Annotated in this window: 12 protein-coding genes, 7 tRNA genes and 4 pseudogenes; 8 read left to right on the top strand and 15 right to left on the bottom strand. The window is 50.1% G+C overall.

What is annotated here, in order from left to right; translation table 11 throughout:
• Positions 1 to 7: 7 nt before the first annotated feature.
• From JOY44_RS31145 to JOY44_RS31095, 11 genes and pseudogenes are all read right to left on the bottom strand, one after another.
• Positions 8 to 90 (bottom strand) — tRNA-OTHER (locus JOY44_RS31145).
• A gap of 5 nt (positions 91 to 95) precedes the next feature.
• Positions 96 to 172, bottom strand: a tRNA-Arg gene (locus JOY44_RS31140).
• On the bottom strand, positions 158 to 352 hold the full coding sequence (locus JOY44_RS31135; RefSeq protein ID WP_171577164.1) for a hypothetical protein: 195 nt from the start codon (positions 350 to 352) through the stop codon (positions 158 to 160). The genes JOY44_RS31140 and JOY44_RS31135 overlap by 15 nt, the downstream gene beginning before the upstream one ends.
• An 8-nt stretch (positions 353 to 360) precedes the next feature.
• Positions 361 to 435: transfer RNA gene (locus tag JOY44_RS31130), tRNA-Glu, on the bottom strand.
• 161 nt (positions 436 to 596) lie between these two features.
• Positions 597 to 667: transfer RNA gene (locus JOY44_RS31125), tRNA-Trp, on the bottom strand.
• Positions 668 to 669: 2 nt separating this feature from the next.
• Positions 670 to 765 (bottom strand) — tRNA-Ile (locus tag JOY44_RS31120).
• Positions 766 to 771: 6 nt separating this feature from the next.
• A tRNA-Cys gene (locus JOY44_RS31115) sits at positions 772 to 846 on the bottom strand.
• A 90-nt stretch (positions 847 to 936) separates the two neighbouring features.
• Positions 937 to 1,030, bottom strand: a tRNA-Arg gene (locus tag JOY44_RS31110).
• Positions 1,031 to 1,603: 573 nt separating this feature from the next.
• Complete coding sequence (locus JOY44_RS31105; RefSeq protein WP_171577163.1) at positions 1,604 to 1,756, bottom strand: hypothetical protein; 153 nt, start codon at positions 1,754 to 1,756, stop codon at positions 1,604 to 1,606.
• Positions 1,757 to 1,784: 28 nt separating this feature from the next.
• Positions 1,785 to 2,307: pseudogene (locus JOY44_RS31100) on the bottom strand (HNH endonuclease).
• An 85-nt stretch (positions 2,308 to 2,392) separates the two neighbouring features.
• Complete coding sequence (locus JOY44_RS31095) at positions 2,393 to 2,599, bottom strand: hypothetical protein (RefSeq protein WP_171577162.1); 207 nt, start codon at positions 2,597 to 2,599, stop codon at positions 2,393 to 2,395.
• A gap of 98 nt (positions 2,600 to 2,697) precedes the next feature.
• Between JOY44_RS31095 and JOY44_RS31090 the strand changes: the two are divergent.
• Positions 2,698 to 3,095, top strand: a pseudogene (locus tag JOY44_RS31090) (hypothetical protein).
• 405 nt (positions 3,096 to 3,500) lie between these two features.
• Positions 3,501 to 5,120 (top strand): annotated as a pseudogene (locus JOY44_RS31085) (protein adenylyltransferase SelO).
• A 170-nt stretch (positions 5,121 to 5,290) separates the two neighbouring features.
• On the opposite strand, the gene JOY44_RS31080 reads toward JOY44_RS31085, so the two are convergent.
• The 3 genes from JOY44_RS31080 to JOY44_RS31075 form a co-directional block, all read right to left on the bottom strand.
• Positions 5,291 to 5,524 carry a tautomerase family protein gene (locus JOY44_RS31080; protein WP_171576278.1) on the bottom strand — a complete coding sequence of 78 codons (234 nt, stop codon included), beginning with the start codon at positions 5,522 to 5,524 and terminating at the stop codon, positions 5,291 to 5,293.
• A 148-nt stretch (positions 5,525 to 5,672) separates the two neighbouring features.
• Positions 5,673 to 5,873 carry an alpha/beta fold hydrolase gene (locus JOY44_RS32115; RefSeq protein WP_242542002.1) on the bottom strand — a complete coding sequence of 67 codons (201 nt, stop codon included), beginning with the start codon at positions 5,871 to 5,873 and terminating at the stop codon, positions 5,673 to 5,675.
• Between the two features lie 105 nt (positions 5,874 to 5,978).
• A complete protein-coding gene (locus JOY44_RS31075; RefSeq protein ID WP_242542000.1) occupies positions 5,979 to 6,593 on the bottom strand; it encodes an alpha/beta fold hydrolase in 615 nt (204 codons plus the stop codon).
• Between the two features lie 234 nt (positions 6,594 to 6,827).
• On the opposite strand from JOY44_RS31075, the pseudogene JOY44_RS31070 reads away from it, so the two are divergent.
• Positions 6,828 to 7,889, top strand: a pseudogene (locus JOY44_RS31070) (IS256 family transposase).
• Between the two features lie 110 nt (positions 7,890 to 7,999).
• On the opposite strand, the gene JOY44_RS31065 reads toward JOY44_RS31070, so the two are convergent.
• On the bottom strand, positions 8,000 to 8,485 hold the full coding sequence (locus JOY44_RS31065) for a tyrosine-type recombinase/integrase (protein ID WP_242541998.1): 486 nt from the start codon (positions 8,483 to 8,485) through the stop codon (positions 8,000 to 8,002).
• On the opposite strand from JOY44_RS31065, the gene JOY44_RS31060 reads away from it, so the two are divergent.
• The 5 genes from JOY44_RS31060 to JOY44_RS31045 all read left to right on the top strand — a co-directional run bounded on the left by JOY44_RS31060 (position 8,474) and on the right by JOY44_RS31045 (position 9,745).
• Positions 8,474 to 8,740: a CAP domain-containing protein gene (locus JOY44_RS31060; RefSeq protein WP_281063361.1), complete on the top strand. Its 267-nt coding sequence runs from the start codon at positions 8,474 to 8,476 to the stop codon at positions 8,738 to 8,740. The two genes, JOY44_RS31065 and JOY44_RS31060, sit on opposite strands and share 12 nt — an antisense overlap.
• A 19-nt stretch (positions 8,741 to 8,759) precedes the next feature.
• Positions 8,760 to 8,876 (top strand): hypothetical protein, encoded by a 117-nt coding sequence (locus tag JOY44_RS32625; RefSeq protein ID WP_415881157.1) that lies wholly within the window; start codon positions 8,760 to 8,762, stop codon positions 8,874 to 8,876.
• A 9-nt stretch (positions 8,877 to 8,885) separates the two neighbouring features.
• Positions 8,886 to 9,053 (top strand): hypothetical protein, encoded by a 168-nt coding sequence (locus JOY44_RS31055; protein WP_171577161.1) that lies wholly within the window; start codon positions 8,886 to 8,888, stop codon positions 9,051 to 9,053.
• A 2-nt stretch (positions 9,054 to 9,055) separates the two neighbouring features.
• A complete protein-coding gene (locus JOY44_RS31050; protein ID WP_171577160.1) occupies positions 9,056 to 9,214 on the top strand; it encodes a hypothetical protein in 159 nt (52 codons plus the stop codon).
• Between the two features lie 123 nt (positions 9,215 to 9,337).
• On the top strand, positions 9,338 to 9,745 hold the full coding sequence (locus JOY44_RS31045; RefSeq protein WP_171577159.1) for a hypothetical protein: 408 nt from the start codon (positions 9,338 to 9,340) through the stop codon (positions 9,743 to 9,745).
• Positions 9,746 to 9,851: the final 106 nt, after the last annotated feature.

Genomic DNA, 9,851 nt, shown 5'->3' with positions numbered 1-9,851 from the left:
CACCAAGCGGAGAGCAGAGGAATCGAACCCCTAGCCCAAGGACTACCCTGGTTTTCAAGACCAGTTGCGACCATTCAGCGGTGCACCTCCATGATTGGCGAGAACGGAAGAGTTGAACCTTCACTCTTCGGTTTCGTAGACCGATGTGTTTATCCAGTTACACCACGTTCTCAGAGCGGAGAGCAGTGGAGTCGAACCACAATTGTTCATCCATCTGTTTAGCAAACAGCGCCGATCGCCTGATCGATTTACTCTCCATAGATTTGGTAGGTCGGGCAGGAGTCGCACCTGCAAACGCAAGAAGCGGCTGTTTTACAGACAGTTGCCCACGCTGATAGGCGAGCAGACCCATGTTGAATTTGGCAGTGCCGACGAGTTTGAACCCGCAAGCATCGACTTGAAAGATCGACGGCTTTACAATTTGCCTACGGCACCAAACTTTGATGATTTCTACAACGTGCAAGTTTGAGAAGCTGTTTTCAGCCTCCAAGTTGGCGGAGGCTGTAGGAGTCGTAGCTTGCTTCCCGCAGGGTACCTACTTCGCTGTTTAGGCGAGTGACCAGTATGTAGGCTTCGGATGAGGGCACGCCGTAGAACGCACAGACGAGGATTTGAACCTCGAACAACGGTTTTGGAGACCGCGATGTTGCCGTTACACCATCTGTGCATTGGTTGCAGCGGCGGGAGTTGTAGCTTGCTTCCGCGAAGCGGTACCCGCGATGACCAAGTTATGAGCTTGGGGCTTTGCCATTAAGCTACGCTGCAATAATTTGGACTCCAGGGAGAGAATCGAACTCTCGCTAGTTGGTTTGTGCAGACCACGCCTTCCCACTTGCGCGACTGGAGATTTGGTGGAAAACGTGGGGAATTGAACCCCAATCCTGCAACCGTCCGTTTGTTGATTTCGGAGCAAGTGATGCCAATCCGTTCCACGAGCGAGGATGACAGGGTCGTAGCTTGCTTCCGCGAAGCGGTACCTGTGACCACTTGTCTCGGAAACAAGCACTCTGTCCATCTGAGCTACATCCTCATTGGAGCATCGACGGGGTTGCACCCGCTTCTCCATGCTTGAGAGGCACGGCGACTCTATTCGTCCACGATGCTACAAGGCGGGGATGGCGGGATTTGAACCGCGATCTTTCGCTCGACAGGCGATGCTTGAGCCAGACTAAGCTACACCCCCAAAGGTGGCGATTCAGTGTCTAGGTTCAGAAGGGTGACTACAAAGCCTTTGTGAGAGGTTGTAGTGTTGATACTACAGTTATACTACAAACGCGCTGCAAGTTGTCAAGGGTGTACTACAACTTTTTTTCTAGCAAGAGGGCGATCGGGAAAGAAATAGTCGTATCGCCCTTTCCTACTGGGTTTCCCCACTACGCTAGGGAGGAAATGCGGGCTTCACTCATCCGCCACAGTTTGTAAGTCAGGAATTCAGCGCGATCGCTCATTACCGCCAGGAACATTCCTTCGTGAGCGTCTTTGTCCTCGGCAATCCAGCTTCCGCTGATTCCAACTTCGACAAACTCCTCATCTACAGCAATGAGGGTGACTACTGAGCCATATTCCCGCTGTAGCGCATCTCTAGCCCTTCAGTTCGGGAATATCAACAGGCAGCAGAAAGGAGGCGCGACCGGATTCGATATGGAGCGATCGCCCTAACCGCATTGCCAGGAGGACTCGCTGGGCAATCAACAGTTCGGGTGGTCATGGTCCGCTCCATGTACAGCCCAACGTCGGTGTAATTCAGCTTCAACATTGGTCGTGCCTCCTTTCTAGGCTTGAGATCAGGGGTCAACAGGTTGCTGTTCTTTCCAGAACTGCTCGGCGAAGGCGATCGCAGGATGCATCGGTGCTTTGGGTTTGGTTTGGAGTACCATCCCGGTTTCATGCAGAAGGCGATCGCTTTGCATGAATTGCACTTCTCGCAGGCGGTTACCACGTGTCCCAGGTATGGGGGCCCCTTTTGAGCGGGGAATAACGTGATCCAGCGTCAAATGCTTAGTGCTGCCACAGTACTGACAGGTGTGGTTGTCGCGGCGGAAGACTTCCCGACGATTCACAGGAGGTACTTTCCAATGCCGCTCTGGATGCCACTGGTCAACCGGATGTGGTCTGGGATTTGTAGTACGACACTGGAGAGCGTACTTCCCATTGCTGGGTGCTGCTGAACTCCAGGGTCTCTGCCTGTCCGGTAACCAGTAGAACGATCGCCCGTTAATTGATCTGTGCCAGGGGCAGGTAGTTCTTAGAAAACACTACGACCTGGTTCTGAAGTATTGGAATTTTTTGTCGCTGCTCAGTCTGCATGAGTTTTCTCCTCAAAAATAAACCCCGCCTCTGATGACCAGGAGCGGGGGTTGGGGAAGTGGATATGGCTTTCCCTATGTCGGTGTCAGGATTGCCCTGCACCTCCCGCTGCTAGTGAGTTGATCCGGATTGAGTCGTCCGGCGATTTTGATATCAATGCCTTCGCTGACGGATTTACCGCCGCTAAACCAATACGTCCCTCAAACGCAAACAGCACCGCTGCTCTGCCTAGACCGTGTTGAGGTCGGCAGAGCATGGCGCTGGCTAAGGTGGCGTGAAGGATGCGTATCATGGAAGGCTGTAATATTTGTATGACAATTCTGGATGTCTACATACTACACTTGTAGTATCGGATTGTCCACCCTTGATTGAAATTTAGGATGTTCGGTTATGGATACACGCAAGCGGGGCAGCACTTCGGAAATGCAGGTCACGAGTATTCGATTGGAACCCGAACTGAAGGAGCGATTGCGGGAGATTTCTGGAGAACAGGGCTATCAAACCCTGATTCGGGAAGTCCTTTGGCAGTTTGTGGATCAGCAGATGGTGTCGGATGAGGTGCGTTGGCGTAGCCTCTCCAAAGGAGAATCGTACTCGGTGAAGATAGGCGATCGCCCTTTCATCCCCCACTGTTATCCATGTCGGATATTCGGGCGACGTTTAGGGCAGTCTCTCAACAAGAAGAGCAATGTGCCATTACAGGGCAGCATATTCAACCACAGCAAGAGATGCTGTTAGGGTTAACAACAAACGGGGAGATTATTGCTCTCAGTATGGCGATCGCTTAATAGTGCTTCCAGTAATAGGCATCGATCCGACGATACGTGTAAAAATTTATCATATAGGCATCAAAGCTTTGCTGGATAGGGTTTGCGGCGACCGAAATGAAAGCATTGACTGTTTGCTGGGCAGGCAGCTATTCGGTTATTTGTAGCGCTGAAGCTCAGATGAGCAGATTCCTCCGGTTGGTACCCAAGGAATTCAAGGTGGTCTGCTTCAATCACCCCCACTAATAAGTCGGTTAGTCTGGAAAGCTTCACATTTAATATGCTAGCCTCTGCAAAGTCCTCAATTAAACATGAATCCTTCCCAACAATATCGGCGCTAGCAACAATGCATATCCATCTAAACCCTCTGCTGAGCCTTGTGTAACAACCTTCGATGAGTTTGTACAATTGGCAGATTATTCTCTGATGGATACCTTAAATGCCGATCCTGATGCCACGGTCGATGGTGATGATCACCGGGCCCGCCAGGTTTTTTCTGGTCATTTCGTACCTGTGTCACCCACGCCGCTTGCAGACCCAGAATATGTAGCTCATAGCCGCACTTTTTTTAAGGAACTTGGGTTGAGCGATGGGCTGGCGCTTAATGAAAAATTTCGCCGTGTATTTTCTGGTGATCTCTCTGCTGCCCATGAGCCGATGCGTCAGGTGGGCTGTGCGACGGGTTATGCCCTGTCGATTTATGGCACCGAATATACCCAACAATGTCCATTGGTACGGGTAATGGTTATGGCGATGGTCGGGCGATATCTGTATTTGAAGGAATCATCAATGGACAGCGCTGGGAAATGCAATTGAAAGGGGGTGGCCCAACGCCTTATTGCCGGGGTGCCGACGGGCGCGCTGTCCTCCGGTCAAGTGTGCGTGAGTTTCTAGCGCAAGGACTATATGCAGGCGTTAGGTGTGCCAACATCGCGCTCTTTGACACTGTATGTTTCTAAATCTGAGACCGTTACCCGGCCTGGTATTCTCAAGACTCCTACTCTATTGACCCTGATGTTTGGTGGACAATCCTGTGGCCATTTCAACTCGCGTTGCACCCTCCTTTTTGCGCGTTGGTCAGCTAGAGTTATTTGCCCGCCGCACTCGCAGCAATGCTCATCCAAAAGCATTAGAAGAGTTGAGCATGATAGTGTCGCACTTAATTGAGCGAGAGTACAAAAGCGACATTAATCAAAGCCCTTGGTTTTGCCGGTCAATTAGTTGAATTGGCTAAGCTATTTCGCCAGCGTCTCACTTCACTGGTGGCTAATTGGCTACGTGTTGGTTATTGCCAGGGTAATTTTAACAGTGACAACTGCGCTGCTGGAGGCTTTACCCTAGACTATGGACCCTTTGGATTTTGTGAAAAATTTGACCCTTGGTTTCAACCTTGGACTGGTGGCGGCGAGCACTTTCATTCTTCAATCAGCCCATTGCAGCAGAAGCAAATTATTACATGTTTTGGAAAGCAGTGAGACTGCTACTTACAGAAGATGCTGAAGCGTTAGAACAGTTCGACCAAGTAGGCCGCGGCTTTTCAGAAGCCATGCAAAAACAAATCCAAAAATGTGGGCGGACAAACTTGGCTTGACTGAATATCACCCAAAGCTATTTGAAAAATTAATGCAGTTAATGACTGACTCAGAGGTAGATTACACCATTTTCTTCCGCGAGTTATCCCATATACCAGATGATATCTCAGCATTGAAAAAAAGCTTCTACGTTAAAACTTCACCACAACTCGATGAACAATGGCAATCTTGGCTAAAAAGCTGGCGCGACCTCGTCATTAACGACGGCAATTTGGCTGAGATATCAACAAAGATGAAACAGACGAACCCAAAATACACATGGCGAGAGTGGTTGATTGCCCCTGCCTACCAACAAGCCATGCAGGGTGACTATACTTTAGTTAAAGAGTTGCAAGAAGTCCTTAGCTATCCATATGATGAGCAATCACAAGACGTAGAAGATAAATACTATCGTCTAAGACCTAAGGCGTTTTTTAACACGGGTGGCGTGTCGCACTATAGCTGTTCATCTTGAATAGCTGCGTGACAAGCAACTATTCAAGATGAACAGCTTTGTTCTTGAGCAACTGCTGAAAGCCAGGTTTGCAATGAGTTTGAGTCCGATATGATAAAAAATTTCACGTATCGCGGCTCAACCCCTAATAGCAATGCATAATTTGAATTAGAAGTCGAAGCCGTCTATTGCTATTCCACTGGGTTATAGCCTGGCTTTTTGTAGAGCTTCTCTGGGTTGTTCAAGATTTCTGGTTTATAGACTGTCTCTACCCAATCCTCTGGGTTGATTTCTTCGATCGCGACCGAAATCGAGTCTTCGCTGCTTTCGAGAATTGACATAGCATCTTTCACAATTTGCTCGACAAACCGAACCTTCTGCTGTTCCGACCTGCCGGGATAAAGCTTGATGCTGATATGAGGCATTGTTTTTCTCCTTCAGTGCTTTGCCTGAACAAAGTTTAAAGCATTGGGCGCGGAGGTCATTCTCATGACCAGGGACGAGCCGACAATTACTGGGTAAGAATTCGATCCACTGCCTGGATTTAGTTAACGTTTATTGGTAGGTATCGTTTCAGCGATTAATATGTTGCATGAAGGATAGCAGGTGATTTGCAACGACTTGGGGTTGATCGAAGTGGGGCACATGTCCCGCTGCCTCAATCCAAATGAGTTGACTGCCTGAGATCGCTCGCTGCCACCGAGTCGCATCAGCGGTTCCTAACACATCATCCGCTTTGCCCCACAGAATCAGCGTGGATGGGTGACTGAGCAATTCGATCGCTTAAATCCGAATACCCGCCACTTCTGGTAAAAGAGGCGATCGCCTCCTTCCACCCAGGCATCTCCTGATGGAGGAATGAGCAACGCAAAGCATCAATCAGCATCGGATGACCATCGGTAAAACTGAAGCCGCCGCCAGGGCAGCCCGCTTACGGAAATAGAGCCAGTCCGCACCCAGGTCAATGAGTCCCTGTGGCAGAAATTGTCCGATTGGAAAGCTGCCAGAAAAGCCAACGCTATCAATCAAAGCAAGGGATCGCACCCAGTTAGGATGGTGCAAAGCGAAATCGATCGCCACTGCCCCTCCTAAAGAAGCACCCACAAGAATAATCGGTTCACCAATCCAAGTTTCTACAATGCTCAGAAGATGTTGCCGGATTGACCCTGGATTAACTGAGATCGAGGTAGGGTGCTCGGTGAACCCTGACCCGAAGAGGTCGATCGCCCACACGTCTCCGCTCCCTGCCAACAACGGGAGCAACCGCGAAATTCTAACAGGGAACTGTCGAACCCATGCAACAGCAGAATTGGAGGAGTATCCGGGAAACAAGAAGATGACTGGGGAGCGAAATGAACATAAGCCGTCGAGAGCGCCGTTAGCCCCTGCTGAAATGGCACCTCGACGATACGACGCTGAATGGTTTGCAGAAGGGTAATCGCCCCTGTATCTTGAATCTCGGCAACAGAGGATGGCAGAAAATGGGGCAAACATTAGTCTCAACTAGATTGAGTAAGTTGGTATGCCAAGTTCCAATTTGGAACCGGACGGGATTGTAAATTAGATTGTGTCAAAGGTCAGAAGTTGAGATCTAATGAACTACTGAACTTGAGACAAAATCATGATGACCTTTCAACCCGAACTACTTGACCAACTGCTTCAAGGCTATGAAAACCAGAAGATTTACTGGGGGATGGTGGCATCCTCAAACAATTGACTCAAGCCTTAGTGGAACGCTGCCTGGAGGCAGAAATGCAAACCCACATCGAAGCACATCGGACTCAGCCTGAAGCTTTAAAGCCAAACAATCGTCGCAATGGGCATAGCAAGAAGACGATTAAGGTGAGTTTGGCGAAGCCGAGATTGCGATTCCACGTGACCGAGCAGGGGAGTTCGAACCCATCACGTCCAGAAAAGGCAGACTCGCTTTGACGGGTTGATGACAAGATTCTGTCGCTGTATGCGCGGGGGATGAGTACTCGTGACATTACAGCTCAACTGCAAGACCTGTATGGGGTAGAAGTATCGGCTGGTTTGATTTCCAACGTGACTGAAGCCGTGGAAGAGGAGCGCAAAGTCTGGCAGAATCGTGGGCTGGAGCGGGTTTACCCAATTGTCTACTTTGATGCCATTGTGGTCAAAGTCAGGCAGGATGGACGGGTGATCAACAAAGCGGTTCATTTAGCTCTGGCAGTGAATCTGTCAGGCACAAAGGAACTGCTGGGCATGTGGATGACCCAAAACGAGTCATCTAAGTTCTGGCTCCAGGTGCTGACGGAATTACAGAATCGAGGACTCAAGGATATTTTCGTTGCTTGCTGTGATGGACTCACTGGCTTTCCAGATGCCATTGAAGCGGTATTTCCAGAACAACGGTGCAGTTGTGCATCGTCCATATGGGTGCGTAATTCCTTGAGCTATGTGTCCTACAAAGACCGTAAAGCTGTAGCAGCCGATTTGCGTCTGGTTTATACGGCCAGCACCGAAGCTTTGGCGGAGCAATACTTGGTGGAGTTGGCTGAGCAATGGGACAAGCAGTATCCCACTATCAGTAAGTCCTGGATGAACCACTGGCAAAGGATTACTCCCTTCTTTGCCTTCCCGAATGAAATTCGGAAAGCCATCTACACGACCAATGCCATTGAGTCGGTCAATATGACCCTGCGAAAGGTGTTGAAGAATCACAGAGCGTTTCCGACCGATGAGTCTGCACTTAAAGTGGTTTACTTAGCAATTCAGAACATCTCCAAAAAATGGACGATGCCGATTAAGATTGGAAGCCTGCCTTAAATCGGTTTGCCATCGCCTACGACGATCGCTTTCCACTGTGACCTTCTATCCTTGACACAATCTATTTGACATACCCAACCGGACTGCTATCTTATGCAATCTACAAGTTTTCATCCTCCCCGATTGCCTTCAAGTACGCCTCGGCTGCTGCTTGCTTGAAGACCACCCTTGGTGTACCGCTGAAACACTCGATCTCTCTTGATCCCCATCAATTCCTTACCAAACAAGGGATCAACGCCTCGTCGGATCACTTCCGTTCCAAAGGTATGCCGGAACCGATGCGGGTTGAGATCTTCCACTCCAGCGATCGCCCCCAATTTCTTCACCATCCGGTGCAACCCTTTGTACCCTAACCTCTGTCCTGCACTCTTTGGGTCCTGCGCCAAAAACATCGGACTCTCTGGCAACGGTTCAAACATTCCACCCTGCTGCCGCCGCCACTCCAGGTAAGTCTCCAGATGAGATCGTGCCTCTCGACTCAGCGGCACCTCCGACACATTCTGCCCCTTCGAGCGATGCACCTTCAAAATCTTGCCGTTCCAATGCTCCACATTCAGAGCAGACGCTTCCGAAGCCCGCAGCCCATGACTGATCACTGCGGTTATCGGAAAGATGTGGGTGTATCTCTCTTAACCTGGTCTGAGGCTCTGGCTCGTGATGCTCAAACCTGGACAAACCATCTGGCAGCAATGGGTGGCAACACACTAATGCATGATGAAGGCGAGAATCTCTGGCTGGGCACCGCTGGAGCTTTCAGCAGCAATGACATGGTGAACTCTTGGGGAGCGGAGAAAAAGCAGTTTCGTCAGGGTATTTTTCCGAACGTCAGCAAAAACTGGCGATTGGAATGATGTTGGACACTACACTCAGATGATTTGGGGTGCGACGACTCAAGTCGGTTGTGCTAAACCACCACAGGCGGCAATGACATTTTGGTTTGCCGCTACAGTCCTCCCGGTAATTTTGAGGGACAGCCTGTTTTTTTAAAACTGCCACATGGCTCATCTGCCCCTTGATTTAGACTGCAACGTGCCGCAATGGCAATGTTCCGCACCGCTGGACGCAGACATTGCGGCTCACATTCGCCGCGCCATGATGTTGCAGGGCTTCAAATGGGATACGCAAGTGGGCGATGTCAACAACCCTGGCTCCTTTTTGCCCTGATCTTGCCAGCTCAGACTTGGCGACAACTTGCTCAATTGGCGGAGTGTCTGACCCAGGAAACACTTCAGGCGGAGGCTGAACTGCAAGAGCGTCCTGATCTGTGGCAAGAATTGGGACTGCCGCGATCACTCCGACAAGCCATGTCCCAACACACACCCTGAACACCTGCCGCTGACCGAAATCAATTTGGCTATGCCAAGTGTCCACGTAACGGGGTTTTTCGTTCCACTGCATCTCAGACCCCACCGACAAACTGAAGCCGGAAAAGCTGGCACACGTTGGAGGTGTCTCAATCGACGGTGCAGCAGTGGGAGAATGGCAAAAATGTCTCCAGTTGGAGAATCTGGAGAAGATTGCTCGAATTAGGGATGGTGGTGGAGGATTTTGTTGCTTACCTGTATGGGTGCACAGGTGGGTTGACGAGTAAGGACATTCTTGATCGGGTAGAAGTAATGCCATCGCGGGATTTTGCCCAGATGTTGCGAGTGATGGCGGATCGGATGGCTACGGCAAAGGATGCGCCGCCGATAGTGGAGCGTAAGGGGAAGGCTTCGACTAACGCTCAGCCCAAGGGGAAGGGCGAGGGGGAAGGCTTAGCTCAAGGTGATCGGGTGCCGCTGGAGTTGCTGGAGCAAGTTGAAATGGATGAGGTAACGGAGGGTACGGATGAAGAGATGAAGGGTGAAGTCTGAAGAATGAGGCTGAAGGAAACTGGAGCTTGCAGGGTTGAGATAGGGAACTCTTAACTCAATCAATAGGTTCAAGTATGAGATACCAATCCAGGCAAAGAAGGTCTTC

Origin of the sequence: Leptolyngbya sp. Cla-17, assembly GCF_016807185.1 — a bacterium.
Lineage (GTDB): Bacteria > Cyanobacteriota > Cyanobacteriia > Leptolyngbyales > Leptolyngbyaceae > ULC077BIN1.
The sequence above is the reverse complement of the archived record's forward strand: the minus strand, read 5'-3'. Positions and strand labels throughout refer to the sequence as shown.

Bases quoted from the DNA above. Each gene is read 5' to 3' on its own strand.
- JOY44_RS31135 (WP_171577164.1), bottom strand. From the start codon at position 352: ATGGGTCTGCTCGCCTATCAGCGTGGGCAACTGTCTGTAAAACAGCCG.
- JOY44_RS31105 (WP_171577163.1), bottom strand. From the start codon at position 1,756: ATGTTGAAGCTGAATTACACCGACGTTGGGCTGTACATGGAGCGGACC.
- JOY44_RS31095 (WP_171577162.1), bottom strand. From the start codon at position 2,599: ATGATACGCATCCTTCACGCCACCTTAGCCAGCGCCATGCTCTGCCGA.
- JOY44_RS31080 (WP_171576278.1), bottom strand. From the start codon at position 5,524: ATGCCTCATATCAGCATCAAGCTTTATCCCGGCAGGTCGGAACAGCAG.
- JOY44_RS31075 (WP_242542000.1), bottom strand. From the start codon at position 6,593: ATGTTTGCCCCATTTTCTGCCATCCTCTGTTGCCGAGATTCAAGATAC.
- JOY44_RS31060 (WP_281063361.1), top strand. From the start codon at position 8,474: ATGACTGATCACTGCGGTTATCGGAAAGATGTGGGTGTATCTCTCTTA.
- JOY44_RS32625 (WP_415881157.1), top strand. From the start codon at position 8,760: ATGATTTGGGGTGCGACGACTCAAGTCGGTTGTGCTAAACCACCACAG.
- JOY44_RS31055 (WP_171577161.1), top strand. From the start codon at position 8,886: ATGGCTCATCTGCCCCTTGATTTAGACTGCAACGTGCCGCAATGGCAA.